24 protein-coding genes are annotated in these 26,005 nt (G+C 67.0%); 14 read left to right on the plus strand and 10 right to left on the minus strand.

Going from position 1 to position 26,005, the window contains the following annotated elements:
* Positions 1-73: 73 nt before the first annotated feature.
* From J2S97_RS02725 to J2S97_RS02740, 4 genes are all read left to right on the plus strand, one after another.
* The gene (locus J2S97_RS02725) at positions 74-1,072 is read left to right on the plus strand and encodes an MIP/aquaporin family protein (protein WP_307046320.1); all 999 of its coding nucleotides are present in this window, start codon (positions 74-76) and stop codon (positions 1,070-1,072) included.
* A 61-nt stretch (positions 1,073-1,133) separates the two neighbouring features.
* On the plus strand, positions 1,134-2,306 hold the full coding sequence (locus J2S97_RS02730; protein WP_307046322.1) for an exonuclease SbcCD subunit D: 1,173 nt from the start codon (positions 1,134-1,136) through the stop codon (positions 2,304-2,306).
* Complete coding sequence (locus J2S97_RS02735) at positions 2,303-5,371, plus strand: AAA family ATPase (protein ID WP_307046324.1); 3,069 nt, start codon at positions 2,303-2,305, stop codon at positions 5,369-5,371. Before J2S97_RS02730 ends, J2S97_RS02735 begins: the two co-directional genes overlap by 4 nt.
* A gap of 134 nt (positions 5,372-5,505) precedes the next feature.
* Complete coding sequence (locus J2S97_RS02740; protein ID WP_307046326.1) at positions 5,506-6,930, plus strand: MFS transporter; 1,425 nt, start codon at positions 5,506-5,508, stop codon at positions 6,928-6,930.
* Positions 6,931-6,951: 21 nt separating this feature from the next.
* Here the strand turns inward: J2S97_RS02740 and J2S97_RS02745 are convergent, their stop codons facing one another.
* Positions 6,952-7,686, minus strand: coding sequence for an IclR family transcriptional regulator (locus tag J2S97_RS02745; protein WP_307046328.1), 735 nt, complete (start codon positions 7,684-7,686; stop codon positions 6,952-6,954).
* A 142-nt stretch (positions 7,687-7,828) separates the two neighbouring features.
* Between J2S97_RS02745 and J2S97_RS02750 the strand changes: the two genes are divergently transcribed.
* The 3 genes from J2S97_RS02750 to J2S97_RS02760 all read left to right on the plus strand — a co-directional run bounded on the left by J2S97_RS02750 (position 7,829) and on the right by J2S97_RS02760 (position 11,405).
* Positions 7,829-8,365, plus strand: coding sequence for a flavin reductase family protein (locus J2S97_RS02750; protein ID WP_373460482.1), 537 nt, complete (start codon positions 7,829-7,831; stop codon positions 8,363-8,365).
* Between the two features lie 73 nt (positions 8,366-8,438).
* A complete protein-coding gene (hpaB, locus tag J2S97_RS02755; protein ID WP_307046330.1) occupies positions 8,439-9,893 on the plus strand; it encodes a 4-hydroxyphenylacetate 3-monooxygenase, oxygenase component in 1,455 nt (484 codons plus the stop codon).
* Positions 9,894-10,073: 180 nt separating this feature from the next.
* A complete protein-coding gene (locus J2S97_RS02760; protein WP_307046332.1) occupies positions 10,074-11,405 on the plus strand; it encodes an MFS transporter in 1,332 nt (443 codons plus the stop codon).
* Between the two features lie 115 nt (positions 11,406-11,520).
* On the opposite strand, the gene J2S97_RS02765 is transcribed toward J2S97_RS02760, so the two are convergent.
* On the minus strand, positions 11,521-12,033 hold the full coding sequence (locus J2S97_RS02765; protein WP_307046334.1) for a hypothetical protein: 513 nt from the start codon (positions 12,031-12,033) through the stop codon (positions 11,521-11,523).
* A 127-nt stretch (positions 12,034-12,160) separates the two neighbouring features.
* Between J2S97_RS02765 and J2S97_RS02770 the strand changes: the two genes are divergently transcribed.
* Positions 12,161-12,316: a hypothetical protein gene (locus J2S97_RS02770; RefSeq protein ID WP_307046336.1), complete on the plus strand. Its 156-nt coding sequence runs from the start codon at positions 12,161-12,163 to the stop codon at positions 12,314-12,316.
* Here J2S97_RS02770 and J2S97_RS02775 read toward each other — a convergent pair.
* The 5 genes from J2S97_RS02775 to J2S97_RS02795 form a co-directional block, all read right to left on the minus strand.
* Positions 12,313-13,140, minus strand: coding sequence for an alpha/beta fold hydrolase (locus J2S97_RS02775; protein ID WP_307046339.1), 828 nt, complete (start codon positions 13,138-13,140; stop codon positions 12,313-12,315). The genes J2S97_RS02770 and J2S97_RS02775 overlap by 4 nt on opposite strands.
* A 4-nt stretch (positions 13,141-13,144) precedes the next feature.
* Complete coding sequence (locus J2S97_RS02780; protein WP_043482513.1) at positions 13,145-13,474, minus strand: biotin/lipoyl-containing protein; 330 nt, start codon at positions 13,472-13,474, stop codon at positions 13,145-13,147.
* On the minus strand, positions 13,467-14,531 hold the full coding sequence (locus J2S97_RS02785) for an alpha-ketoacid dehydrogenase subunit beta (RefSeq protein ID WP_307046342.1): 1,065 nt from the start codon (positions 14,529-14,531) through the stop codon (positions 13,467-13,469). Before J2S97_RS02785 ends, J2S97_RS02780 begins: the two co-directional genes overlap by 8 nt.
* Complete coding sequence (locus J2S97_RS02790) at positions 14,524-15,492, minus strand: thiamine pyrophosphate-dependent enzyme (protein ID WP_307046558.1); 969 nt, start codon at positions 15,490-15,492, stop codon at positions 14,524-14,526. The genes J2S97_RS02785 and J2S97_RS02790 overlap by 8 nt, the downstream gene beginning before the upstream one ends.
* A 357-nt stretch (positions 15,493-15,849) precedes the next feature.
* Positions 15,850-17,235, minus strand: a complete 1,386-nt coding sequence (locus J2S97_RS02795) for an amino acid permease (protein ID WP_307046344.1) — start codon at positions 17,233-17,235, stop codon at positions 15,850-15,852.
* Between the two features lie 172 nt (positions 17,236-17,407).
* Here J2S97_RS02795 and J2S97_RS02800 point away from each other — a divergent pair, with 172 nt between their 5' ends.
* The 6 genes from J2S97_RS02800 (at position 17,408) to J2S97_RS02825 (ending at position 23,896) form a co-directional block, all read left to right on the plus strand.
* Positions 17,408-17,878, plus strand: coding sequence for an Lrp/AsnC family transcriptional regulator (locus J2S97_RS02800; RefSeq protein ID WP_307046347.1), 471 nt, complete (start codon positions 17,408-17,410; stop codon positions 17,876-17,878).
* 142 nt (positions 17,879-18,020) lie between these two features.
* Positions 18,021-18,731 (plus strand): NUDIX hydrolase, encoded by a 711-nt coding sequence (locus tag J2S97_RS02805; protein WP_307046349.1) that lies wholly within the window; start codon positions 18,021-18,023, stop codon positions 18,729-18,731.
* On the plus strand, positions 18,728-20,044 hold the full coding sequence (nadA, locus tag J2S97_RS02810) for a quinolinate synthase NadA (RefSeq protein ID WP_307046351.1): 1,317 nt from the start codon (positions 18,728-18,730) through the stop codon (positions 20,042-20,044). Before J2S97_RS02805 ends, nadA begins: the two co-directional genes overlap by 4 nt.
* Positions 20,045-20,055: 11 nt before the next feature.
* Positions 20,056-21,795, plus strand: a complete 1,740-nt coding sequence (locus J2S97_RS02815; RefSeq protein ID WP_373460489.1) for an L-aspartate oxidase — start codon at positions 20,056-20,058, stop codon at positions 21,793-21,795.
* Positions 21,792-22,736 carry a carboxylating nicotinate-nucleotide diphosphorylase gene (gene nadC / locus J2S97_RS02820; protein WP_307046353.1) on the plus strand — a complete coding sequence of 315 codons (945 nt, stop codon included), beginning with the start codon at positions 21,792-21,794 and terminating at the stop codon, positions 22,734-22,736. The genes J2S97_RS02815 and nadC overlap by 4 nt, the downstream gene beginning before the upstream one ends.
* A gap of 5 nt (positions 22,737-22,741) precedes the next feature.
* Complete coding sequence (locus tag J2S97_RS02825) at positions 22,742-23,896, plus strand: cysteine desulfurase family protein (RefSeq protein ID WP_307046355.1); 1,155 nt, start codon at positions 22,742-22,744, stop codon at positions 23,894-23,896.
* A gap of 31 nt (positions 23,897-23,927) precedes the next feature.
* On the opposite strand, the gene J2S97_RS02830 is transcribed toward J2S97_RS02825, so the two are convergent.
* From J2S97_RS02830 to J2S97_RS02840, 3 genes are all read right to left on the minus strand, one after another.
* Positions 23,928-24,434: a GtrA family protein gene (locus J2S97_RS02830; RefSeq protein ID WP_307046357.1), complete on the minus strand. Its 507-nt coding sequence runs from the start codon at positions 24,432-24,434 to the stop codon at positions 23,928-23,930.
* Between the two features lie 35 nt (positions 24,435-24,469).
* Complete coding sequence (locus tag J2S97_RS02835) at positions 24,470-25,312, minus strand: fumarylacetoacetate hydrolase family protein (protein ID WP_307046358.1); 843 nt, start codon at positions 25,310-25,312, stop codon at positions 24,470-24,472.
* A gap of 74 nt (positions 25,313-25,386) precedes the next feature.
* Positions 25,387-25,950 (minus strand): DM13 domain-containing protein, encoded by a 564-nt coding sequence (locus J2S97_RS02840; RefSeq protein ID WP_307046361.1) that lies wholly within the window; start codon positions 25,948-25,950, stop codon positions 25,387-25,389.
* Positions 25,951-26,005: the final 55 nt, after the last annotated feature.

The raw sequence follows: 26,005 nt of genomic DNA on the forward strand, positions 1-26,005 counted from the left end.
TGCCGGGTGCACCGCCGCCCGCACGCGCACCGGAATCACCGGCTGGGCAACGAAGCAAAGGATTTTCCAAAATATGACCTCCCCTGTGCCTGCGCACCCGACCTCAAGTCCCGATTTGCACGCCGCTCCGGAGGCATTCAAACCGGGGCTTGTGGCCCGCCTGTCAGCCGAGGCCTTTGGAACCCTGTTCCTGGTGATTGCAGGGCTTGGCGTCCCGCTGTTCACGATCCCCCAGTCCAACCCGCTGTCCGCCTCCCTCGCCGCCGGCCTGGCCGTCACCGCCGCCATGCTGGCGGTCGGCTACATTTCCGGCGGCCACTTCAACCCGGCAGTGACGCTGGGCAACGCCATCGCCGGCCGGATCAGGCTGCCGGAGGCTGCCGCCTATCTCGGTGCGCAGCTCGTCGGCGCACTTGCCGGAACGCTGGCCTTGTTCGGCGTCCTGCGGACTGTGCCCAAGATCGAGGACACCCGCGCCGCCTTTGACACCGTGACCGCTGGCTTCGGCGAGCACTCCATCATCCAGGCTCCGATGGCCGGCGTCCTGCTCGTCGAGGTCCTGGGGGCGGCCCTGCTGGTCGCCGTTTTCCTTGGCACCACCGCCGCGCGCAACGCCAACAAAGCCGCGGCGCCCTTCGCCGTGGGACTCACCCTCGCCGTCCTGCTGCAGCTTGGCCAGGCAGTGGGCAACACGCCGTTCAACCCGGCGCGGGCAACTGCGTCGGCCATCTTCAGCAACTCTTGGTCCCTCCAACAGCTGTGGCTCTTCTGGGTGGCGCCGCTGGTGGGCGCCGCGATCGCCGGTCTCGTGTTCCGCGGCTTCGCCGAGACCCCGGCTGTGCCCGCCCGCACGCAATCAGACGATTCCGCGCTGGACTCCGACGACGATGATCTCGACGACGACGCAGACAGTCCGGACGACGACCTGGACAGCGGCGAGGTGGACGCCGCGCAGCAGCCTTCTACCCGGGCGGCTGGCGGGCCGACGCCTGCGGACCAGCCGAAATCAGACGGCGGCCACGCCGTCAACGACGACGCCCGCGACTTCTTCGACGGCAAGCGCGGACAGTAGTTGCCCGCCCCAGCCGTGTCTGTGCCGCAATACTGTCGGTACCCGCGGATAGCTTAAGAACATGCGGTTATTGCACACTTCCGATTGGCACTTGGGCAGGTCGTTCCACGGCGTCGGCATGCTGGACGCCCAGCAGGGCTTCATCGACCAGCTGGTCGACTTCGTCCGCGGGGAAAAGGTAGACGTCGTCCTGATTGCCGGTGACGTCTATGACCGTGCACTGCCCGGGGTTGACGTCGTCGGACTCCTCGACGATGCCCTGGTGCGGCTGACGGACGCAGGCGCGCAGGTGGTCCTCACCAGCGGAAACCACGATTCCGCCATCCGCCTCGGCTTCGCGTCAAGGCTGCTGGAGCGCGGGGGAGTGCACCTGAGGACGCGCCTCGCCGAACTGGACGTTCCGGTGCTGCTACCGCTGGACTCCGCGCCTGACGGTCCCGTGCTGGCCATCTACGGCATTCCGTGGCTTGAGCCCCGGCTGGTCGCCGAGCAGCTGGGCGTTGAGCAGGCCAGCCATTTCGAAGTGACACGCGCTGCCACCGAGCGGATCCGGGCCGACGTGGGCACCCGGGCCGGGACCAGGCAGATCCATTCCGTGGTGCTGGCCCACACCTTCGCGAGCGGCGGCATCAGCTCGGACAGCGAACGGGACCTGAGCATCGGCGGAGTCGGGGCCGTTCCGCTGGACCTGTTCGACGGTTTCGATTACACCGCGCTGGGCCACCTGCACGGCAGGCAGTCGCTCTCACCCACGGTCCGGTATTCCGGATCGCCCCTCGCCTATTCGTTCTCCGAGGCGAAACACCGCAAAGGCGGCTGGCTGGTCGAAGCGGATGCCACGGGCATCACCGAAGTCAGCGAGGTCCTGTGGGACGCGCCGCGCTCCCTCGCCGTCCTCCGGGGCACGTTGGACCACCTGCTCTCAGCAGAGGAGCACTCATGGGCCGAGGCCGCCTATTGCCAGATCACCCTGACGGACGCCCAGCGTCCCGCCCAGGCCATGGACAAACTGCGGGCCCGTTTTCCGGACACGCTGGTTCTGGGTTTCGATCCCGAAGGCGCCGCCGCCGACGCCAGGACGAGTTACAGCAGCAGGCTCGCCGCGGCGGATGACGACCTTTCCATCTGCTGCGGCTTCCTCGAACACGTCCGGGGCCGGAGCACGGACGACGCCGAAGCTGCCGTCCTGGGGGAAGCACTCGAAGCCGTACGCCTGGAGGAGATGTCACGATGAGGATCCACCGCCTCGAAATTTCCGCGTTCGGCCCCTTTGCAGGCACCGAGCACATCGACTTTGACCGGCTCAGCGCGCACGGGCTCTTCCTGCTGAACGGGGCCACCGGCGCCGGCAAGACCAGCGTGCTCGATGCCATTTGCTTTGCCCTCTACGGATCCGTGCCGGGTGCACGCCAGGAAGGCAAGCGCCTCCGCAGCGACCACGCCGATACCGCCGCCGAACCCCGGGTGACGTGTGAGTTTTCCGCCAAGGGCAGGCACTTTGAAGTGTCACGGATCCCGGCGTGGAACAGGCCCAGTGCACGGGGCAGGAACGGATTTACGGAGCAGAAGGCAAACACCCTGCTGCGCGAACGCGTGGACGGGCAGTGGATCGAGAAGTCCGGCCGGAACGATGAAGCCGGAGCGGAAATTAGCTCGGTGCTGGGTATGGACCGCGATCAGTTCACCCGGGTGGTCATGCTGCCGCAGGGCGACTTCGCCGCTTTTCTCCGGTCGAAGCCCGCCGACCGGCTCGACCTGCTCCAAAGCCTCTTCGGCACGCAACGGTTCGAAGCCGTGGAGCAGGAACTCGCCCGCCGGGCCGCAAATTCCCGTTCAGAGGTCACCGGGCTGAACAACCAGTTGGAACTCCTGCTGGCACAGGCCCGGGCTGAAGCGGAACCGCCGGAACAGGACCTGCCGGGCGCCCTCCCCGAACCGGAAGATCCGGAGGAACTCCTGAACTGGCTGCAGGAGTCCGCTGCGGCGAGGGCAGTGACATTGCAGGCAGCAGCTGACCAGGCGGAAGCGCAGCGCACCAGGAGCGCCAAGCGACTTGAGGCTGCCGCCGCCCGCGCCGCCCGCCAGGCGAAACTCTCAGCAGCGGAACGGCGGCGATCGGCAGCAGACGCCGCTGCACCCGAGCTCGAGGAAAAGGCTGAGCGTCTTGGCCAGCACCGCAAGGCAGAAGTGCTCGGTGGCCAACTTCAGGCCGTGGACAAGGCCAGGGACGCCGACGAGCGGGCTGCCAGGGCAATGGCCGCTGCGGCCGACGAACTGCGCGCGGCGGTACTTGTGGACCCGGAGCTTGCTGACCTGTCCGCCGGTAGCGGCCCGGGCGATGGCGGCCCTGAATCGCTCTTCGAAGCTGCGTCCCTGCGCAGCGGGCTCAACCGCCTGAGGTCGATCCGGGCAGTGCTGGAGGAACGCCTGCCTGACGAGACCAGGCTGGCCGGGATGGTGGCCCGCAGGACGGAACTGCAGACCACGTTGAATCGGCTGAGGGAGGGAAGCCGGGCCGGTGCTGCCGCCCTTGATGCGCTGCGTGCCGAGGCTGCCGGGCTGCTGGCACGCGTGAAGCCCCTCGAGGAGCTCGCTGCGGAAGCGCAGCTGCGGACCAAAGAGGCCGCGGCGGCAGAAGAACTCGTGGCCGTTGTCAGTCGTCATACCTCAGCGGTCCAGGTGTGTTCAGGCGTTGCAGAACGCCATCGCGTGGCCCGGGACGAGCACCAAAACCACCGCCAGCGCTGGCTGGACCTGAGGGAAGAGCGGCTAGCCAACGCCGCGGCGGAACTCGCTTCCCAGCTGCTGCCGGCCGAACCCTGCCCGGTGTGCGGGAGTCCGGAACATCCGTCTCCCGCACCCGCAGCCAGGGCTGCGTTGACCGTCGCCGAAGCGGAACGGGACGCCCACGACGCCTGCGAGGCAGCAGAAGGGGTCCTTGCGGCACTGGAAACGGAACTTGCCGACGCACGCCAGCAGGTCGCCGTCCTGGCGGCCCAAGGCGGCGATACCTCGCCGGAGGAAGCCAGCGCAGACGCCGCCCTCGCGAAGGAACGTGCAGACCTGGCAGTCCGGGCCGCCGCGGAACTGGCTGCTGGCCGGGAACGGCAGGCGGAGCTGGACGACCAGATCTCCGCTTCGGAATCGACCAAGTCGGCCGCGGAGTCCCGTATCGCGAAGACGGAATCCACCCTCCAGGAAGTCTCGGAACAGGCCGCAGCCCTGGACGGTGCGCTGCGCAAACTGCGTGCGGGTTACCCGACCCTTGGCAGCCGCATCACGTCCCTGCGCGGAACAACAGCGCTCCTGGAACGAACGGACGCCGCCCGAACCAGCCTCGAACAGGCCCGGCTGCGCACCGCAGACGCCCGCCATCAGCTGGAGCAGGCCCTCCCGGAATCCGGATTCGATTCCGCTGATGCGGCACGTGCCGTCCTGCTGCCGGTCCCGGACGCGGCGGTGCTCGAAGCCGCCATCCGGGCCGGCCAGGATGAAGCAGCCCGCATCGGGGAACTCTTCGCCGGCGAGGAGCTCACCCTGGCCGCCCGTGAGCTGGAAGCTGACGGGCCCCTGGACGCCGCGGAGCTCGAACAGCTCCGCGCCGACGCTGCCGCCGCTGAACGAACCGCCAGGCAGGCCGTTGTCGCCGCCGGGCTCGCGGACAAGTCAGTGCTGACCGTCCGGCGGATCGCGGGGGACTACGCCCGGCTCGCAACTTCGGGCCAGGCACCCAGGGAACGTGCAGCGCTGCTGACAGCCGTGTCCGAAGCCGCCCGCGGCGCCGGTGACAATACCTACCGCATGAGCCTGAACAGCTACGTGCTGGCGGCCAGGCTTGAGCAGGTGGCCATCGCCGCCTCGGAGCGGCTGGTCGGCATGAGCGACGGCCGCTATACGCTGCAGCACACGGACGCCAAGGCAGCGCGCGGAGCCAAGTCCGGTCTGGGCCTGGAAGTCGTGGACCAGTGGACCGGCCACCGCAGGGACACCGCCACGCTGTCCGGCGGCGAATCGTTCATGGCCTCGTTGTCGCTGGCCTTGGGCCTCGCCGACGTGGTGCAGCAGGAGTCCGGCGGAGTCGACATTGAGACGCTCTTCGTCGACGAAGGCTTCGGCAGCCTCGACGAACAGGCCCTGGAACAGGTGATGGATGCCCTCGAAGGGCTTCGGGACGGCGGCCGCGTGGTCGGGCTGGTGAGCCATGTGCCGGAAATGAAGCAACGCATCAACACCCAGCTTCAGGTGGTCAAGGGCCGGAACGGTTCCACCCTCCACATTTCCGACGACGCCGTGGTCTGATTCGCGAAGGTCTGGTTCGCGGGCAGGCGTAGGGTCTTGGCTCGACGCTCAGGGCCTCGGCTACAATTGGAAAGTTACCGGGTTGCGCGCATCGGGAGGAGGGACGATGCGCACTCTTGAACGAACCCGGAATAATGAACTCTTCAACCTCTTTGCAGGCATCAGCCGCAACTTCATCGTCCGCGGACACCGCACACGCCGCTCCTCTTTCCGAGCAGGATTTCCCGAGCCCTCCTGTCACGAGCCCTCCCGGGCCGACGGGCGGACGCTATGCCCGGCTCCCGCTGCTGGCCGGCAAGGGATTCATCCCGCTGGGACTCTTCGCCCGTCTTCCCCTGGCCATGCTGACTGTGGGCGCCCTGACCCTGGTGACTGCGGTCACGGGCTCGTACGCCGTTGGCGGAGCAGCAGCCGGCGCCGTTGGCATCGGCTCAGCGCTTGGAGCGCCTGTCCTTGGTGCGTGGGCGGACCGGCTGGGCCAGCGGCCGGTGCTGCTGCTCGCCGCACTTTTTAACACCGCCGCCGTAGTGGCCCTGATCCTCACGGCATACCTCGTTCCGTCCGGCCAGGACCTGGCGGAGGCGGTACCCGTCCTCGCCGCGGCTTTCGTGGCCGGAGCGAGCTGTCCCCAGGTGGGCCCGCTCGCCCGCGTCCGCTGGATGGCACTGACCGCCCGGGGCAGCAAGGCCGGGAACCCACAGGACCTGGACGCGGCGCTGTCGTACGAAAGCACGGCGGACGAACTGACCTTCGTCCTCGGTCCCGCGTTGGTGGGCATCCTTGCCAGCCTGATCGCCCCGTGGCTCCCGCTTGCCCTCGCGGCGGCCCTGACAATCACGCTGGTTCCCGCATTCGCGGTCCACCGCACCCACCGCGCCGTACCGCTGAGCGTGCGCCGCCGTCGGGACGCTCCCACAGCTGCAGGTTCCGGCGCCGTCGGTACCACTGCCGATTCCCCGGCAGCCGGCCTCCGCGGCACGGGCATGGCGGCCGTTGCCCTGCCCGTCCTGGCCATGGTGTGCATGGGAACATTTTTCGGGTCCACCCAGACCGGGCTGAGCTCCTTCTCCGCAAGCTTCGCCACAGCCGAAATCGCCGGGCTGCTGTACGCCGTCATGGGACTGAGCTCCGCCGCGGCCGCATTGAGCGTTGCCTACTGGCCGCAGCGCTTCACGCTGTCAGCACGATGGATGGTCAGCGCCGTGCTGATGGCCGGCCTCGCCGTGCTTCTGCTGCTGCCGGCCTCGGCGCTCCCGATGGTCCTGGTCCTGCTTGTCCTGGGGCTGCCGGTTGGCCCGCTGATGGTCACCGTGTTCGCGATAGGCGGCGTGATGGCTCCTGCCGGGCGGCTGGGTACGGTCATGACAGCCCTCGCCAGCGGCATAGTCGCCGGCACGGCCCTGGGGTCCTCCATTGCCGGACAGCTGGCGCAGCACCAGGGGTACTCCGCAGCTTTCGTCGTACCGGTGTGCGCCGCCGCGGCGCTGTTCCTGCTCGGGGCAGTCGCCGCCGTCGTCATCCGCCAACACAGGAAGGCGACGCCGGCAGCCGCCAGCTAGGGCCTTCCGGGACCCGGCGTCTTACAGCAACTGCTTCTCGATGCGGGCTGCGCTCGAGGTCAGGGCTGCCGCCACCTCTGCCGGATCCTGCGTTGAGCGGATATACACGACGGCGACCGAAGCGGGGCGGCCGCCCGGCACGTTGATGGGGGCCGCCAGCGATGAAACCCCGGCGATGACCTCGTCATGGCTGGCCGCGTAGCCGCGCTTCCGTGCTTCCGCTGCCTCGGCCCGGTAGGGGATATCCGGTGCCAACAACTTCCAGTCCTGTTCCGTGAGCGCGGACTGGATGGCGATGCCGGGGGCGCCGGCGCTGATAGGGTGCCGTGACCCGGGGTGCTGGACCACCGTCGCCGCCGAGTGCCTGGGCTCCACGGTCACGAGCGTGATGCAGTCCTGGTGGTCCCACACGGCGATGAACGCTGTCATGTTCAGGGTGTTGGCAAGCTGGGTCAGCTCCGGCAAGGCTGCCGACTGCAAGGTGCGTGATACCCCCCGTGCCAGGACGGCCAGGCCGGGTCCGGGCTGAACCCTGCCGGCGTCGTCCCGGACCAGGAGCGAATGGTCCTCGAGCGTGCGCAGGATCCGGTACGCGACGGAACGGTGGACGCCCATGGCGTCCGCGAGCTCCGCGATGGTGAGTGGCTGCTCGGCTTCCGCCAGGATTTCCAGCGCGCGGATACCGCGCGAGAGGGTCTGGGACGGGGAAGCCTGGGCGGGCGCAGCCTGTGCGCCGGCGCCTGCGGTCTGAGTCATGCTGTCCATCCTAGGCCGGGAGTTGTGGCGCTCAGCCCGGAGGGTCTTGTGTTGCGCCTCACTTTGGGCTAGCGTTCCATATGGGAACTATATGTTCAACTATAGAATAGTTCAAGTATAGAACGGCCAATCCAAGGGATCAATGATGATTGCCAAGCCCCGCGCGGAGGCTCCCGAAGTCATCGGCAGGACATCCGGCCCGCGCGCCCACCACTTCCGCGGCAGCCTGGGCAGATACGCCACCGGGGTCGCGATCGTGACATTCGACGGCGTCACCAAGCGCCACGGCATTACCGTCAATTCGTTCACGTCCGTGTCCATGGAGCCGCCCCTGGTCCTGGTCAGCATTGCGCGGACCACGAAAGCGCATGATGAGCTGGCCGGACGCCCGTTTACCGTCAACATCCTGGGCGCCGAACAGCGGCAGCTGGCCATGCATTTCGCCGGCGTCCCGGGGCCCGAACCCCGGTGGGTGGAAGGTGAAACAGCGCCGCGGCTGTCCGGCGTCCTCGCCTATTTCGAGTGCAAGCCATGGGCGGAGTACGACGGCGGCGACCACACCCTGTATCTCGGCGAGGTGGTGGATTTCAACTACCGCAACGGGGACGCCCTGGCGTTTGCCAACAGCACCTTCACCACCATCCCGGAGAGCCAGCTGGGTATGGAGGACCTGCTATAGCCCTGCCATCCCTGGCCCCTGAAAGGCACTGACCAAGCCCCGCCACAGATCAGCGACGACTGGAGGAAGAACAATGGGTATCCGTACCGGCCGGCAGTACCTGGACAAGCTTAACGCCATGACGCCCCATGTGGTGATCGACGGCGAGGTGGTCAGTGAGAAAATCGCTGAGCACCCCGCGTTCCGCAACGTGGCCAGGTCCTACGCCAAGCTCTTCGACATGCAGCACGACCCCGCCCACCAGGAAGCGCTGACGTACCCCTCGCCCTCCACCGGCGACCTGGTGAACGCATCGTTCCTGGTCCCCAGGACAGTCGAGGATCTGCAGCGACGGCGCAGGGCCATTTCCACGTGGGCAGAATTCTCGAACGGCTTCCTCGGCCGCTCGGGGGACTATATGAACTCTTCCCTGACGGCACTCAGTACCGCACAGAAGTGGTTTGCGCAGGCTGACCCCAAATTCGGTGAGAATATCCGCAACTACTATGAGTGGGCGCGTGAGAATGACGTCCTGGCCACGCATACGCTGATCCCGCCGCAGGTCAACCGCTCCGTCTCGGGCTCCGAGCAGATGGGCGGGCAGCTGACGGCGCACATCGTCGAGGAGCGGGAGGACGGCATCGTGGTCAGCGGCGCCCGCATGCTGGCCACCATCGCCCCGATCGCCGATGAACTCCTCGTCTTCCCATCCACTGTGCTGCGCGGCACCCCAGAGGATGCCCCCTATTCCTTCGCGTTCGCCATCCCCAACGATGTGCCGGGCTTGCGCTACCTCTGCCGCACCTCGCTGTACAACGGCGGCAGCACCCACGATGAACCGCTGGCCTCGCGCTATGAGGAGATGGACGCCGTCGCAATCTTCGACAACGTGTTCGTGCCAAGCGAGCGGATCTTCATGCTCGGCAACCCGCAGCTCTGCAATGCCTTCTACACGGAGACCGGCGCGGGTGCCCTGATGACGCACCAAGTGGTCACCCGGACCATCGCAAAGAGCGAGTTCTTCCTCGGGCTGGCGTCCGAGCTCGCCGATTCGATCGGGATCGACGGCTTCCAACACATCCAGGAGGACATCGCGGAACTCATCATCGACGTCGAAATCGGCAAGGCGCTGGTCCGGGCGTCCGAGGCGGACGCCCAGCTCAACGAGGCCGGCATGATGCTGCCCAAGTGGTCCACCCTGAACGCAGCCAGGAACTGGTACCCCAAGATCGCCCAGCGCTTCCCGCAGATCATCCGGAAGTTCTCGGCGTCGGGGCTCATGGCGCTGCCCGGTGAGGCTGACGTCAACAGCGAGGCCAAGGCGGACATCGACACGTACCTGCAGGGCAAGACGCTCACCGGCCCTGAGCGCGTCCGCCTGTTCAAGCTGGCGTTCGACGCGTCCATCTCCGGGTTCTCGGGCCGGCAGTCCCTCTACGAGTACTTCTTCTTCGGGGATCCCGTCCGGATGGCCGGCGCCCTCGTCAATACCTATGACCGGGAGCCTGTCCGTGCCCGGGTCCGGGAATTCCTCAACAGGCAGGAGTAAACGGGCGGTATTTGGCGGGCCGGCCGCCGCTGCTGAGGCGGCGACAGCGTCCGCGCAAGAATTTAAGTGCGCTTTGTCACACAATCGAGTATCCTCATACCAACTGACCGTTCGATCGGTAAATCGCGCGGCTCCAATTCACCTCCGGCAGCAACACTGCCCCCAGCCCACGGAGTTCCAATGACCGCAACTTCACACGTCGATTCAGAGGCGGGCCCCAGCAGCAAGCATGAGGAACGAAAAGTCCTCGCGGGCACGCTGGTCGGCACCACCATCGAGTGGTACGACTTCTTCATCTTCGCCCAGCTGACGGGCACTCTGCTGTCACCGCTGTTTCTTACCCCGCTGCAGCAGTCCAACCCTGGGCTTGCCCAAATCCTCTCCTTCGCCCTCATTGGTATCAGCTTCCTCTTCCGGCCCCTTGGGGCCGTTATTGCCGGCCACCTGGGCGACCGCCTTGGCCGCAAGGCCATGCTCGTCTTTACCCTCGTCATGATGGGTGCCGCGACGGCGCTGATCGGCGTGCTGCCTACGTACACCCAGATCGGGGTTCTGGCTCCGATTCTCCTGATCCTCCTCCGGATCATCCAGGGCTTCTCCGCCGGCGGTGAGTGGGGCGGCGCCGCCCTGATGGCCGTGGAGCATGCACCAATGAGCAAGCGGGGGATCTTCGGCGCGTACCCCCAGATCGGCGTTCCCGTCGGCATGATCCTCGCCACGGGCCTGCTGTTCTTCCTGCGGAGCGGCATGTCTCCGGCCGACTTCGACGCATGGGGCTGGCGTGTACCGTTCCTGCTGTCTATCGTGCTGATTGTGGTGGGCTACCTCATTCGCCGCGCTGTTGCGGAAAGCCCGGTGTTCCGCGAGATGGCTGCCCGTAAGGCCGAGAGCAAGGCCCCGCTGGGAGAGCTCATCCGCCATCACAAGAAGCCGGTCCTCTACTCGACCATGATCTTCATCGCCAACAACGCCGCCGGATACCTCCTGATTGCGTTCTTCATTTCCTACGCAACGCGCTCGCTGCAAATGCCCGCACCGCAGGTCCTGCTCGCCACGACGCTGGCCTCCTTTGGCTGGCTGATCTTTACGCTGGTCGGCGGCTGGCTCTCGGACAAGATCGGCCGGGTCAAGACCTTCCTGGCGGGCTATGCCATCGTCTTTGCCTGGATGATTCCGATGTTCGCCCTCATCGACACCAAGGACATCGTGCTCTACGGCGTGGCGCTGTTCGTCCTGACGATCGGCCTGGGCCTGTCCTACGGCCCGATGTCCGCCATGTACGCGGAAATGTTCCCGGCGAATGTCCGCTACTCGGGCATCTCGATCGGCTACGCCTTCGGCGCGATCCTGGGCGGTGCGTTCGCGGCCACCATCGCGGAATGGCTGCTGCAGACCACCAAGTGGACCGGGTCCATCGGCATCTACATCATGATCCTGTGCGTCATTTCCGCCGTCGGCGTACTGCTGGCGAAGGAGACCAAGGGGAACCTGCTCGGGGTGAGCCGCCACTAGGCGGAGTCCCCGGAAGGAAACGGCGGGCACGGACCGGTGGTCTGTGCCCGCCGTTCTTTTGCGCCGGACGCTACGACTTCCGCCAACGTCGTCCTCTAGCGGTGGCGGCGCGGCGTTAGGAGCCGTACGCCGGAAGCGCCACGTTGCAGTCCGCGGCTTTCAACGGCGCCCCCAGGCTGAGCAGAGTCGTGCCCTTGGCTGAGAGGCTAAGGCTGGCGCCATGCCGGTCGGAAGACTTGATGACTGTCCAGCCGCCAGGAACGTCCGCGAGCTTCTCCACCTTGGTGAAATGAAACTTTTCCAGCACCGGGTTCACCGCAGCCATAACCTCCTTAAAGCGGGGTGAGGCCTTCTCAAGGCCCTGCTTCGATTCATACGATGCCGGATGAAAGCTGCAGCCCTGTCCGTCCTCGCGTGGTCCAAGGTGCTCCGTTGCCTCACGGCTCCACTCAACAGTGGGAAATTTTGCCGAGAGTGCTGCCATCAATTCCCGGGTCATGGACCGGTAGTGGGGCACGCCATCCTCAATGGACAGCGGCGCGATGGACGGCGGCTCGGTGGCCGAGCAGCCGGAAAGCAGCATCACAAGGGTTGCGGCAGCAGCTGCCCATGGTCGTAGTGCCTGCATCGATAGCGCCTCCCGGCTGACGTTCTTCAGTAGACTTTTCAGCCGGCTGTGTGCCGCCGTGTTCGTCACGAGTCTCGCCATCCCGCTGGTAGCCTGCGCGCCGGCGGCCCAACCCCAGGGCCCAACGATGGGTCTTTCCACAGCCAAGGAGTCAACACCAAACCAGCAGGACGAGCTCATGTCGGCCGTCGCGTCGGACGACGTCTCCTCGACCGTACAGTCCGAGACATCCGGCGCCCTGTTCGAGTGCGAGGCCGGAGGCTACTACTGGCCCGGGACCTAGACGCTCAGGAAGTCGATAGCGCCCTGCTTGAAGGCCCTGCTGGTGATCACGTTGCTGTGGTTCCTGCCCGGTATCAGCAATTGCTCAACGAGCGACCCTGACTTGGCGCCCAGTTCGGCGAGCTCGGGCATAGTGGCGGCGCGGTCGTCCTTTTCGCCGGCCACGAGCAGCATCGGCATGTGGGGGATGGCTTCGGCCGGGTCAAAGGGCTCGCCCTTGATTGCTTCCACGAGGGACAGTAGGGCAAAGATGTTGTTGCTCGGCAGCCCCTGCGCCATCTTCAGCAGCCCGGCAGTGGATTCGTCCGCGATGGGGGTGCCGTCGGCCAGGTAGCGCTGCGCGGCCACCAGGTCAAAGGCGGCCAGCGGGTCCGCGATGTTGGGGCCCCCGAGCACCAGCCGGTGAACCAGTTCCGGCTGGGTGGCCCCGAATTCCCAGGCGAGCCGTGATCCCAGCGAGTAGCCGATGACGTCGAGCCCGCTGACTGGGTCACCGTCCCGCAAAGGACGGGCGCCGGCGTCGAACGCCACCTGCAGGAGGTCCGCCCGGATCCTGCTTGGGCTGTAGGAGTCCATGTCTTCCGGGGCCCCGCTGCGGCCGTGACCAGGCAGGTCCACGGTGATGACACGGCGGCCGGCTTCCAGCAGGGCGGCCAGCCAGCCGGTGTCCTCCCAGTTCAGCTTGGTGGAGGAGGAAAATCCGTGGAGCAGCAGGACGGGCCGCAGTCCGGCGTCGGCCGCCGGCTCATGCACCTCCACGTAAAGCTGGGGGTCGGTGCCCTCCACGGTGTGGTGGTGCTGCTCGCCGGTGTGCCTGCCGCTCATGGTGTCAGTCCTCATCAAGTACGGCGCTCAGGCGGACCCGGCGCTTCGGTGCCTCTTCCTTCGGGACCGTGCCCACGATGCCGGCAGTGTTGTCCGGCACCTCAAACACAATCAAGGGCTCGCCGACATTGATCTTGTCGCCGGGCCCGCCGTGGATACGCACCACTTTACCTGCCTGCGGACTGGGCAGTTCAACAGCCGATTTGGTGGTTTCCACCTCGACGAGGGGCTGGTTCCGTTCCACCTGGTCGCCGGGCGAAACCAGCCATTCCAGCACGGTCGCCTCGATCAGGCCTTCGCCGAGATCGGGAAGCGGGAAGGAAATTTCAGCCACGGCGGTACTCCAATACTCGCTGGATGCCAAAGAGGATCCGGTCAATGTTCGGGATGTATTCGTCTTCGAGGTCGCCGGAGGGATACGGGACGTCAAAGCCGGTAATTCGCTCCACAGGAGCTTTGAGGGTGTCGAAGCAGCCCTGCGTGACCAGCTGGGCCACCTCTGCGCCCAGCCCTGAGGTCAGCGGCGCTTCATGGACGACGACGGCGCGCCGCGTCTTCCGCACGGACGCCACCAGCGCGGCTTCGTCGATGGGCTTTAGCCAGCGCAAGTCCAGCACTTCGACGTCGATCCCGTCCTCGGCGGCCAGCTCGGCCACCTGCAGGCAGCGGGCCACCATGGCCCCCCATGCGACGAGGGTCACGTGCCGGCCCGCGCGCATGACGTTGGCGCCGGTGGGGGAATCCCCGGCGGGAGAGTCTGACCCGTCTGCGGAGTCGAAGTTGACCCCGCCTTTCTGCCAGTAGCGGGACTTCGGTTCCATAAAGATCACCGGGTCCGGCCGGGTGGCGGCGTACTTGAGCAGGTGGTAGGCCTCGTGCGGGTTCGACGGCGAGACTACCTTGAGGCCCGGAACGTGGGCAAAGAGTGCCTCGAGGCTTTCGCCGTGGTGCTCAGGGGCGCGGATGCCCCCAAAGCTGGGCACACGCAGGGTGACCGGCATCGGCATGGTGCCCCGGCTGCGGTAGTTCATCCGGGCGATCTGGCAGACGATCTGGTTGATGGCCGGGTAGGCGAAGCCGTCGAACTGGACTTCGGGGATCGGGTGGAAGCCGGCCATCGCCAGGCCGACGGACATGCCGAGGATGCCGGACTCGGCGAGAGGGGTGTCAAAAACCCTGCCTGTTCCGTACTTCGCCTGGAGCCCGTCCGTTATGCGGAACACGCCGCCCAGCCGCCCGCAGTCCTCGCCGAAGATCAGCGCTTTCGGATTCCCGGCCAGCACCTCATCGAGGGCCCGGTTCAGCGCCTGCTGCATGGAAAGCTGTTCAACTCCGTGGTTGGGAGTTCCATCGGCCATGGCGGCCTCGCTTTCAAGGATGGCGTTAGACATGCTCGGACTCCTCGCGCCAGTTGGCTGCCTGGGCCTGCAGCGCAGGCGTGGTTTCCTGGAAGACCAGGTCGAACATTTCACTGCCGGGGCGGGAACCGAGCGCCTGGACGCCGGCGCGGATTTCTTCCTCTTCGCTCTTGGCGGCGGCGAGGGCTTCGGCGAAGAAGGCTTCGTCGGCGACGCCGTCGGCGAGCAGCCGCCGCCGGAACCGCTCCAGCGGGTCCTCCCCGGCGTCGTCGCGCTCTTCGTTCAGTGAGCGGTAGCGGCCCGGATCATCGGAGGTGGAGTGCGGGCCGCGGCGGTAGGTCATGGCCTCGATGAGGGCCGGGCCGTTGCCTGCCCGGCAGTGCGCAAACGCCCGCCGGGTCGCTTCGACCACGGCGACGACGTCGTTCCCGTCAATCCGGAGGGCCGGGATGCCGTATCCGGCCGCACGGGCGGCCACGGAGCCGCCGGCCACCTGGCGTTCTGTGGGGACCGAGATGGCCCAGCCGTTGTTCTGGACGAAGAAGACGACGGGGGCCTTCATGACTGCCGCGAAGTTCATGGCCTCATGCACATCGCCTTGGGACGAGGCGCCGTCACCGAAGTAGGTCATGGCCACGCCGAGAGTGCCGTCGGCGGGGCGGGACAGCGTCTGGCCGTGGGCCCAGCCCACGGCGTGGAGCACGGAGCCGCCCACCACGGCCTGGATCGGCGCCAGCCGGGATTCCTGCGGATCGTACAGGCCGCCGTGCCAGGTGGCCTTGTGCGTGGACATGTACGCCACCATGTCCACTCCCATGGCCCGGGCAACACCCATTTCCCGGTAGGTGGGAAAGACGAAGTCGCGGGCAGTGTCCACGGCGTAGCCGCTTCCCACCTGGGCCGCCTCCTGGCCGAGTTCGGGGGCGTAGCCGGGGATGAGTCCCTGGCGTTGCCAGGCGATGGCCGAGGCATCCAGGTGCCGGACGGCCACCATCAGCGAATACAGTTCGCGGAGCTGGCCGGCGGTCAGCGGCTCGGCCGGAAGACCGGACAGTTGCTCGTAGCGTGGTTCCGACGGCGGGCCGGCATCATTGCCGGCGGTCGGGGTAAGCGGGGTATCCATAGCTGTGACCCTAGTCACGGGCGGAAGGCTAGGCAATCAGCTCAGGGTTCACTGACCAAATTGCCGGAAGCTGTCATGGATGGAGCTGCAATGCATAGCAATTTGTGCAGCATCCTCGGGGTTGGTCCGCAGGCCGCGTCACCCAACCAGGTAGCAGTTAATGTCGTTTTGAGCGCTCATAACGACATCTATTGCGACCTAGTTGGGCTGCGACCTGGTTGGGATGCGTTACTGGGTGAGGCTGTCCTGGCGCGATGCGGCGACCTTGGCGCCGATCCGGCATGCTGCGGCGATAGCGGCGATCAGGATGATGGTGCTCACCAGCTGCCGGCTGCTGTCGGTGTTGCTGAACCCGACGGCGAAGATCAGGGCCAGCAGGACCAGCCCGAAAATCGTCAGGCCCGGGAAGCCCTTCATCCGGAGCGGAAGTTCGGTGCCGTCGCGGTCGGCCCTGCGGCGCAGGATCAGCTGCGAGACGAGAGCCGAACCCCAGACCATGAGGCAGGTGGAGCCCACGAGCTGGAAGAGCGCCGGGAGGATCTGCTCCGGGAAAAGCAGCTCCAGCACGGCGGCGATGAAGCCGAAGGCCACGGACACGCCGACGGCGACCATCGGCACCCTGGCCTTGTTCAGCTTCGACAGGAAGAGCGGGGCTTCGCCGCGCTCCGCCAGGGAGTAGATCATCCTGGATGCGCCGTAGAGATTCGCGTTGAGTGCGGACAACAGGGCGACGACTGCCACGAGGGTGATGGCTGTGCCGGCTCCGGGGATCCGGGCGGCATCGAGGACTCCGGCGAAGGGCGACGCCAGTGATTCGGACGTGGCCGGGAGGACGGCGGCAATGACAAAGACGGAGCCGATGTAGAACACGAGGATTCGCCACAGCACCGTACGGATTGCCTGGCCCACGCTGTGGCGGGGGTTCTCGGTTTCGGCGGCGGCCACGCTCACGATCTCGGTGCCGCCGAAGGCGAAGATCACCACGAACAGCGCGGCGGCAATTCCGCCGAGGCCTTCCGGGGCGAAGTTCCCGGTGATGTTGGCAAGGCCCGGGCTCGCCACTTCCGGGAGCAGGCCCAAGAGCAGTGCGGTGCCGATGCCCAGGAACAGCAGGATCGCGGCGACCTTGAGGATCGCGAACCAGAACTCGAATTCGCCGAAGTTGCTCACGCCGGCCAGGTTGATGGCGGTGAACACGGCCATGAACGCGAGGGCCAGGGCCCAGGCGGGAATGACCGGCCACACGGTGAAGAGCAGGCCGGCCGCGCCGAGGGCCTCGGCTGCGATGACCACCACCAGCTGCAGCCACCACAGCCAGCCCACTGTGGCGCCGGCGGTGCGTCCCATGGCCTTTTCGGCGTAGACGGAAAAGGCGCCGCTGTTGGGGTTGGCCGCGGCCATTTCGCCCAGGGCCCACATCACCAGGATGATCAGTGTGCCGGCCACGAGGTAGGAAATCAGTACGGCGGGCCCGGCGGCCTGGATGCCTGCTCCCGAGCCGAGGAACAGCCCGGCGCCAATGGCGCTTCCCAGTCCCATCATGGTGAGCTGGCGGGGTTTCATGCTGTGCCCGAGACTTGTGGTGGGGCGCTCTGCGGTGGACTTCATCGTCATGCTTGCGAACCTTCTTGTGGTCGTTGGGTGGTCCTTTTGGGACAACTTGAATTTACCGCCCCGGCCAAGCCTCTTCGCACGCCGTTCGTGAGAGCATGGTGGCAGTTTGCAGGTACATCGTCGTTTTATTCGGTGATTTGTGACCTGGCCCGCGAGCTTGGAAGGAAATTCGATGAATGTGGACGAGATCGACGCCAAAATTGTCCGATTCTTCACGGATTCGCCCAAGGCCTCGGTGCTTGAAGCCTCGCGTGTCCTGAAGATCGCCCGTGCCACCGTCCAGTCCCGGCTGGACCGGATGGCGGCGGGCGGGGTCATCGGATCGTGGGTGCCCCAGCCGGATCCGGCACACTTCGGCTATCCGGTGGTGGCGTTCTGTTCGCTCACCATCAATCAGGACCTGGGGCATGATGCGGTGGTCGAGGCGCTGGCGCGCATCCCCGAACTGATCGAGATCCACACCGTGTCAGGCAGCTCGGACCTGATGGCCCGGATCGCGGCCAGGTCCAACCCGGACCTGCAGCGGGTCCTCGATGCCATGATCGCCACCAGGACGGTGCTGAGGGCCTCGTCCGTGATTGTCCTGAACACGCATTTCCAAGGCCGGACACTGCCGCTGCTGGAAGCTGCCGCCGCAATGTGACCTGAAACATTTTGCCTACTGGCGCTGCAGCCGTACCATTAGTTCTAGTCATATTGACTATAACTAATCAAGGCGCCCGTCGGTCGGGCGCCGGACGAAGCCCAGAGGCGCCGCCGGCGCGAGGAAAGCGGGGTGAACCGCCGTGTACACAAGCTCAGCCAACGTCGCCGAGCGCCAGGCCGCGCCGCCGTCGCTGGCCATTTCGACGGTGATCTTCGCCCTCCGCCCCAGCGAGAAATCCGGGCGTCCCACCTTGTGGCTGCCGCTAGTGCGCCGGATCCGGGAGCCGTTCAAAGGACTGTGGGCCCTGCCCGGAGGCCCGCTTACCCACGCCGAATCCCTGCAGGACGCGGCGTCGCGGAACCTGCGGGAAACCACCGGGCTGGCGCCCAAATACCTGGAGCAGCTGTACGCCTTCGGCGGCCTCCACCGCTCCCCGACGCAACGCGTGGTGTCCATCGTGTACTGGGCGCTGGTGCAGCCTACGGAAGCAGCGCTCGCCGACGAGTCCGAGAACGTCAAGTGGTTCCGGGCGGACCGGCTGGGCGACCTGGCCTTCGACCACAACGCGATCGTGGACTACGCCCTCTGGCGCCTGCGGAACAAGCTGGCCTACGGCTCGGTTGCCTACCACCTGCTGGGGGAGTACTTCACCCTGGCCGAAGTGCGGGAAGTCTACGAAGCAGTCCTGGACCGCGAACTGGACCCCGCCAATTTCCGCCGCCAGCTCAAGTCCACGCCGGAGATCGAAGAAACCGGCGAATACCTGCAGGGCGGCAAACACCGCCCTCCCCGCCTCTACCGCTTTACCGGCCGCCCCGGCCTTGACCCAGATAACAGGAGCACACCATGAGCAGCGTCAACACGGCAATCCAGTTGATCACTCGCGAACAGGCCGAACAGAAAGCTCTGGGCCTGGCGACCGGAGCCGCCGCCACCTGCAGCCCGGCACTGGCCCGCGGACCGTGGGACTACGACCTCGCCGAGGCCCTCGCCGGTGTGCCCGCGTACGGCCCGGGCGCCTCCAGCGCCGACGTTGCCCCCGCCGCCACCCCGCGCCAGGGCCAGCTGCCGGAGGAGTACAAGAAGGCCAGCGACGCCGAACTGGACGCTCGCATCCGGGCAGCCAAGGCTGTCCTAGGGGACAAGGCCGTAATCCTGGGCCACTTTTACCAGCGCGATGAGGTCATTGAGTACGCCGACTTTGTGGGCGACTCCTTCCAGCTGGCCAATGCCGCACTGACCAAACCGGACGCCGAAGCCATCATCTTCTGCGGTGTGCACTTTATGGCGGAGACGGCGGACATCCTGTCCAAGCCCGACCAGGCCGTTATCCTGCCGAACCTCGCCGCCGGCTGCTCGATGGCGGACATGGCAGACATCGATTCCGTGACCGAATGCTGGGAGCAGCTGGAAGAGCTCTACGGCACCGAGCCCGACGCCGACGGCCGGGTTCCGGTCATCCCCGTCACCTACATGAACTCCTCCGCAGCACTCAAGGGCTTCTGCGGGGAACACGGCGGCATCGTCTGCACGTCCTCCAACGCCGCCACCGTCCTTGAATGGGCCTTCCAGCGCGGCCAGCGGGTCCTGTTCTTTCCCGACCAGCACCTGGGCCGCAACACGGCCAAGGCCATGGGCGTGCCGATGGAGCAGATGCCCATGTGGAACCCGCGCAAGGAGCTCGGCGGCAACGATGAACAGACCCTGCTCGATTCCCGTGTGATCCTCTGGCACGGCTTCTGCTCGGTCCACAAGCGCTTCAACGTGGCCCAGATCGAGAAGGCCCGCACCGACTTCCCCGGCGTCAACGTTATCGTCCACCCTGAGTGCCCCATGGAAGTTGTGGACGCCGCCGATTCCGCCGGATCCACCGACTTCATCAAGAAGGCCATCGCCGCGGCCACGGAACCCACCACCTTTGCGATCGGCACCGAGATCAACATGGTCAACCGGCTGGCAGCGGAATACCCCCAGCACACCATCTTCTGCCTGGATCCGGTGATCTGCCCGTGCTCCACCATGTACCGGATCCACCCGGGCTACCTCGCCTGGGTGCTGGAGGCGCTGGTCAACGGCGAGGTCCTCAACCGCATCACCGTGGATGACGACGTCGCCGCTCCGGCGCGCGTGGCCCTCGAGCGGATGCTGGCGGCCCGGCCGTGACCAGGCCCCGTGTGGCCCGGCCGAACGCGGCCGACGGCGGTGCGACCCACAACGCCGGGGCCCCGCCGCGCCGACTCGTCGTGGTGGGCAGCGGAATTGCGGGGCTGTATGCAGCGCTGCTGGCGGCCGACGCCGAAGGAGGTGCCGCGGCAGAGGTGGTCCTGCTGAGCAAGGGACAGCTGGAACACAGCAACACCTTCTATGCCCAGGGCGGCGTGTCCGCTGTGCTGGAACCTGGCGAAGCCGCCCCCGGCGACTCCGTGGAGGCCCACGTCGCGGACACGCTGGCAGCCGGCGCCGGCCTGAACAACACGGAAGCCGTGCGGATTCTGTGCACGGAAGCCGCACGCGACATCGCGGGGCTACGCCGGTACGGAGTCACCTTTGACGCCGATGCGCAGGGGGACGCCGCACTGGGGCTGGAGGCTGCCCATTCAGCGCCGCGCATCCTGCACGCCGGCGGGGACGCCACCGGGGCCGGCATTGCCCGCGGCCTGATCGCCGCCGTCCTGGAGCGGGCCGTGTCCGGCCGGCTGCGGCTGGAAACCGGCGCGTTCGTCACAGAGCTGACGACGGCGGACGGCCGGGTGACCGGGGTTGAGTACCTGCAGAACGGCGAACTCAAGAGCCTTCCGGCCGCGGGCGTGCTGCTCGCCACTGGCGGTGCCGGCAGGATCTTCGCGCGCACCAGCAACCCCGTCGTTGCCACAGCGGACGGACTGGCGCTCGCCTGGGGGGCAGGTGCCGCGGTAGGCGACCTTGAGTTCTTCCAGTTCCACCCCACCACCATGGCGATGCGCGAGAGGGCAGGCGGACCGCCGCCGCTGCTGGTTTCCGAAGCTGTCCGCGGCGAGGGCGCGGTGCTGCTCGATGCCGACGGACACCGCTTCATGCCGGACTATCACCCCGACGCCGAGCTTGCCCCCCGCGACGTCGTCTCCCGCAGCATTGCGCTGCACCTGGTCCGCACCGGGGCACCGGCCGACAGCCCGGTGTTCCTGGACGCCCGCGGGGTAGAAGCCGCCAGGGGTTCCGGCTTCCTGGCACGGCGCTTTCCCACCATCAACGCCGCCACGAGGGCGGCAGGCTACGACTGGACCGCTGAACCGCTCCCGGTGTCGCCGGCGGCCCACTACTGGATGGGCGGGGTGTCCACCGACCTTGGCGGACGGACCTCCGTCCCGGGTCTCTACGCAGCGGGCGAAGTGGCCTGCACCGGGGCCCAGGGCGCCAATAGACTGGCCAGTAATTCGCTGCTCGAAGGACTGGTTTTCGGACGCCGCGCCGTTGAGTCCTTCCTGGGTGCTGAACCGTCGCACGACAGCGCTGCTCCGCGTGCTGTCTCGGCCGCTGGCGGCCTCCCCTTGACGCACGCTTCCGCAGCACTGCCGCGCGACTTTGCCGGGGAGGAAGCCTCGCCGGCTGCCCCCGAGGTTGTTGTGAAGTCTGTTCCTGGTCCCGGGCCGTTTTCCCGAGAGGCCCTGGGGCGGTTGATGACGGCCCATGCCGGGGTGTTGCGCAGTGGGACGGAACTCGACGCCGCGGCCTTGCAGCTGGCCGAGTGGGCCGAGTCCATCAGTGCCACTGAGCCTACCGATCCGGGGGAGTACGAGGACCGGAACCTTCTGCTGGCCGCACGGCTGCTCGTGGAGGCCGCCCGGAAGCGGACTGTATCCGTGGGCGCGCACTACCGGGCCGATACCGACCACGCTTCAGCCACTACCTATTCCATGCAAAGGATTTCCTCATGACCACCACCGCCCAGGAAACGCCGGCCCTGACGGCCGTTGACCTCACCGGCAGCCTTCCCGAAGCTGCCGTGCTGGGGGTGCTGCGCGCTGCGCTCGCCGAGGATGCCCCGTATGGCGACATCACCTCGCAGGTTCTCATCCCGGCGCAGGCACGCGCGACGGCCGTGCTCAACGCCCGTGTCCCCGGTGTCCTGAGCGGGGGAACCGTGTTTGCCGCCGCCATGAAACTCACGGACCCGGACGCCGTCGTCGAGCTGCTGGTGGCTGACGGCGAAAGGTTCGGCGCGGGCACGCCGCTGGCCAGGGTGACCGGCAACGCCCGGGCAGTCCTGCTGGCGGAACGCGTGGCACTGAACCTGGTCCAGCGGATGAGTGCGATCGCCACTAAGACGGCCGAATTCGTGGATCTCGTCCAGGGGACCAGCGCGCGGATCACGGACACCCGGAAGACGACGCCGGGCCTGCGCGTCCTGGAGCGCTATGCGGTTCGGTGCGGAGGCGGCGCTAACCACCGCTTCAGCCTGTCGGACGCCGTGCTGGCCAAGGACAACCACCTCGCGGTCATCACCGGCGGCGACCCGGCGAAGCTCACCTCCGTACTCCGGGCGGCGAAGGCGCAACTCGGCCACACCACCCACTTCGAGGTTGAAGTGGACCGCATGGACCAGGTGGAGCCGGTCCTCGCCGCCGGGGTGGACACCATCATGCTGGACAACTTCACGCCCGATGAACTTGCTGCCGGCGTGGCCCTTGTCGACGGACGGGCCCGGGTAGAGGCCAGCGGCAACGTCAGCCTCCAAACGGTGGCCGCTATTGCCGCCACTGGCGTGGACGTCATCTCGATCGGCGGCCTCACCCACAGCGTCCTCGCCCTTGACCTGGGCCTCGACATTGAACTTCTGGACGTTGAACCACCGGCTACCGAGCTGACGGTGGGCTGACCGCCATGATTTTCCTGGACGCAGCGGCCACCACGCCGGTCCGCCGCGAAGTGCTGGAAGCCATGTGGCCCTACCTCACCGGCGACTTCGGAAACCCGTCGAGCCACCACTCGCTGGGCGAGTCCGCCGCAAATGCGCTCGCCGGCGCCCGCACGGACACCGGCAAAGCGCTGAACTGCCGCCCGGCAGAGATCACCTTCACTTCGGGCGGAACAGAGGCGGACAACCTCGCCGTCAAGGGCATCGCCCTGGCGCGGCAGGCAGCCGACCCGGCCCTGAACCGCGTGGTGATCAGCGCCGTCGAACATCCCGCTGTGGAGGAATCGGCACGCTACCTCGAACGGTTCCACGGTTTTGCCGTAGATGTCGTCCCGGTGGACCGCTTCGGGAAGGTAACCCCCGAGGCCCTGGCCGTCGTGCTTCGGCCGGAGACGGCGCTGGTCAGCATCATGTACGCGAACAACGAGGTGGGAACGGTCCAGCCGATCCGGCAGCTCGCCGGGCTGAGCCGCGAACATGGCGTTCCGTTCCACACGGACGCCGTGCAGGCCGCGGGCTGGCTTCCGCTGGACACGAAACTCCTGGGCGTGGACGCCATGAGCATCTCCGGTCACAAACTGGGGGCGCCGAAAGGCAACGGGGCGCTGTTCGTGCGGAGCCGCACCCGCATTGAACCCCTTCTCCATGGCGGCGGGCAGGAACGCGGACGCCGCTCCGGAACCGAGAACGTCGCCGGCGCCGTGGCACTGGCCACCGCACTGTCGCTGGTCCGCCCCGAGCAGGGCCTGCCTGCGCACGTTGCGGCCCTGCGGGACGACTTCATCGGAGAGATCCTGGCCGACGTTCCCGGCGCACAACTGACAGGACACCCGTTGGAAAGGCTGCCGTCAGTGGCTTCGTTCTGTTTCCCCGGAACCAGCGGGGAGTCGGTGCTCCTCGAGCTGGAGCGCCAGGGCGTGGTCTGCTCCAGCGGGTCGGCCTGCGCCGCCGGATCCGATGCCGCCTCGCCGGTGCTGCTGGCGATGGGCATCCCGGCCGAAGTCGCCCAGACCGCCGTCCGGTTCAGCTTTGATGCCACGGTTACGGCGGAAGAACTGCAGGAAGCGGCAGCAGCCGTTCGCAACGCCGTCGGCAGCGTGCTGTCCCTCGGCATCCGCTAGGCGCTATCTGTCCGGCGTTGTTTGTAGGGCATCAGCGGTGCCGTGCGCGGCGGAAGATCCAGTGCCTCAACAGTGCGAAGCGCACGGCCGTGGCCAGGAATCCGGACAGCGTGGTGGTCCACAGTTCATCAGACATCGTGGCGTCAGGGTTGAGCCAGTGAAGCACGCCAAGGCTGCCGCCCGTGATTACCAGCGCAATCACGATGACAACCAGTCCGCTGAGATGGTCCTTGGCAAGTTTTCCGCTTCCGGCAATCTTGAACGTCAGGCGCCGGTTCAGGGCCGTGTTCATCACCGAGGTCATGACCAGCGCTGCGGCGTTGGCCGGTTGGGGTCCCAGCCAGGGCCGGAGCAGGGCATAGAGGGCAAGCGAGGTCACCGTGCAGACGATGCCTACGCCGGTGAACCGGAGGAGCTGCCGCAGCGCGGGGAAACGAAGGATGCCACGGTAGTGCTTCGTGGCCGGTGGTCGCCGGAGGGCCGAGCCGGAACCGGACTGTTGCGTCAGCGGGGCGGCGGGCGCAGCAGGTGATTCCATCGCTCAAGCCTGCCACACCGCGCCGGCGAATCCCGTCAGGCTGAGGCCCGTACCGGGTTCGTCAGATCGCCGATTCCCTCCACCCGGCAGGTGACCGTGTCTCCGGTGTGAAGCCGCGCGCTTTCGGCGGGGAACCCCGTGAGGACCAGGTCTCCGGGGTGCAGCGTCATGAAGGACGTCAAGTAGACCAGGATTTCGTCCACGCCCCAGCCGAGGTCCGCTGAGCTGGCTGCCCGGAGTTCAGTGCCGTTGTGCACGATTCCGATGGAAAGCGCGGCGTTGTCCAAAGTACTGTCCAGGCCCGTCACAATCCACGGACCCGCCGGCGTGAAAGTGTCCTGGCTCTTGGCGCTGATCCACAGGTCGTCCGTTTTCTGCAGCTCGCGGGCCGTGACGTCGTTGCCCACGGTGAAGCCCAGGACGGCCGTCCGTGCATTCTCCAGGGTCAGCCCGCGTGCCTTGCGCCCGACGACGATGGTCAGTTCCGCTTCCGGGTCCACATGCCCTACGCCCGGCGCGAGTTCGATGGCGTCGCCCGGTCCCACCACGCTGGTGGCCGCCTTGTGGAAGGCCTGGGGCGGAAGGTCCCGCCCGGCCTGGCCGGTGTTGTGCGCCATGCCCAGGACGTTGGCCGGAATACTGGGCGCGAGGAAGGTGAATGAGTCTTCGCCGACAGTGGAGCCCTGCTGCCAGCCTGCCCGCGGAGCAGACCCGGCGTTCGCCAGGGATCCGGGGAACGGGCTGTCGATGACTGTCCAGAGTTTTCCCGCATCGCTGCCAAAATCCGCGGCATCGTTGGCCACGAAGAACTGTTCGAGCTCAGAGGCAGGGGCGTGCGGACGGACTCGGGCAATTCGGCGCGTCAGGATGGCGGTCATCACGACATCCTATGTCTTGTCCTGAACCTTGACGCAGTGTGTCGGCCGCCCTCTTCCGGTGCCCGCGTGAGCCGTCAGGCGAGGGCGGCAGATCCGAATGCCACACTGAACCTGTCGCACCAAAGCACCACGGTGTGCAGGCCGCTGAGGTCTGTTCCTGGCGGGACGGCGTAGTTCTGGTTGCCGTGGGTAGCCTTGACGGGTCCCAGATCCAGGAACCTGCCGGAACGGTACTTGAACCAGTCCCCGCCGGCCTCGCGGTCGCTGAGCCACACTTTGACATCCGGGCCGTCGCTGCTGGCAAGGTTCTCGAGCCTGACCACATGCGAACCGTCAGGCAGCTGCACCAGGCTCGCGCTGCCTGAGGTGGGGTGTTCCTGGGACTGGAACGGCCCTGTGGCCAGAACAGCGGGCCGGATGGCTGGCGTGGCGACGGGCGCGGAGGCGGATGCGGATGCGGCTGCGGCCGGCGGCGAACCGGCCGGTGCGGTGGCAACAGAGCCCGGCGTCAGGGGTTCATCGATCGAGCTGCTGGTGAACAGCCGCCATGGCTGGAACAGTCCCATTCCCGCAACGAGCGACACCAGGAACGCTGCGGAGGCCCAGGCCAGGAGGGTACGTCGTCGCGGTTTTCCCATGGTTCAAGGCTAGATGCGGTGCGAGAGTGGCGTCTCGTGGTTTTCCTTACGATTC

This window comes from Arthrobacter oryzae (genome assembly GCF_030812315.1).
Lineage (GTDB): Bacteria > Actinomycetota > Actinomycetes > Actinomycetales > Micrococcaceae > Arthrobacter > Arthrobacter oryzae_B.

Coding starts and splice junctions, on each gene's coding strand:
- J2S97_RS02830 (WP_307046357.1), bottom strand. CDS start 24,434: ATGGAATCACCTGCTGCGCCCGCCGCCCCGCTGACGCAACAGTCCGGT.
- J2S97_RS02790 (WP_307046558.1), bottom strand. CDS start 15,492: ATGGTGGCCGTCCGGCACCTGGATGCCTCGGCCATCGCCTGGCAACGC.
- J2S97_RS02840 (WP_307046361.1), bottom strand. CDS start 25,950: ATGGGAAAACCGCGACGACGTACCCTCCTGGCCTGGGCCTCCGCAGCG.
- hpaB (WP_307046330.1), top strand. CDS start 8,439: ATGGGTATCCGTACCGGCCGGCAGTACCTGGACAAGCTTAACGCCATG.
- nadA (WP_307046351.1), top strand. CDS start 18,728: ATGAGCAGCGTCAACACGGCAATCCAGTTGATCACTCGCGAACAGGCC.
- J2S97_RS02825 (WP_307046355.1), top strand. CDS start 22,742: ATGATTTTCCTGGACGCAGCGGCCACCACGCCGGTCCGCCGCGAAGTG.
- J2S97_RS02735 (WP_307046324.1), top strand. CDS start 2,303: ATGAGGATCCACCGCCTCGAAATTTCCGCGTTCGGCCCCTTTGCAGGC.
- J2S97_RS02795 (WP_307046344.1), bottom strand. CDS start 17,235: ATGACGATGAAGTCCACCGCAGAGCGCCCCACCACAAGTCTCGGGCAC.
- J2S97_RS02740 (WP_307046326.1), top strand. CDS start 5,506: ATGAACTCTTCAACCTCTTTGCAGGCATCAGCCGCAACTTCATCGTCC.
- J2S97_RS02775 (WP_307046339.1), bottom strand. CDS start 13,140: ATGAGCGGCAGGCACACCGGCGAGCAGCACCACCACACCGTGGAGGGC.
- J2S97_RS02770 (WP_307046336.1), top strand. CDS start 12,161: ATGGGTCTTTCCACAGCCAAGGAGTCAACACCAAACCAGCAGGACGAG.
- J2S97_RS02730 (WP_307046322.1), top strand. CDS start 1,134: ATGCGGTTATTGCACACTTCCGATTGGCACTTGGGCAGGTCGTTCCAC.
- J2S97_RS02835 (WP_307046358.1), bottom strand. CDS start 25,312: ATGACCGCCATCCTGACGCGCCGAATTGCCCGAGTCCGTCCGCACGCC.
- J2S97_RS02765 (WP_307046334.1), bottom strand. CDS start 12,033: ATGCAGGCACTACGACCATGGGCAGCTGCTGCCGCAACCCTTGTGATG.
- nadC (WP_307046353.1), top strand. CDS start 21,792: ATGACCACCACCGCCCAGGAAACGCCGGCCCTGACGGCCGTTGACCTC.
- J2S97_RS02750 (WP_373460482.1), top strand. CDS start 7,829: ATGATGATTGCCAAGCCCCGCGCGGAGGCTCCCGAAGTCATCGGCAGG.
- J2S97_RS02785 (WP_307046342.1), bottom strand. CDS start 14,531: ATGTCTAACGCCATCCTTGAAAGCGAGGCCGCCATGGCCGATGGAACT.
- J2S97_RS02760 (WP_307046332.1), top strand. CDS start 10,074: ATGACCGCAACTTCACACGTCGATTCAGAGGCGGGCCCCAGCAGCAAG.
- J2S97_RS02800 (WP_307046347.1), top strand. CDS start 17,408: ATGAATGTGGACGAGATCGACGCCAAAATTGTCCGATTCTTCACGGAT.
- J2S97_RS02745 (WP_307046328.1), bottom strand. CDS start 7,686: ATGACTCAGACCGCAGGCGCCGGCGCACAGGCTGCGCCCGCCCAGGCT.
- J2S97_RS02725 (WP_307046320.1), top strand. CDS start 74: ATGACCTCCCCTGTGCCTGCGCACCCGACCTCAAGTCCCGATTTGCAC.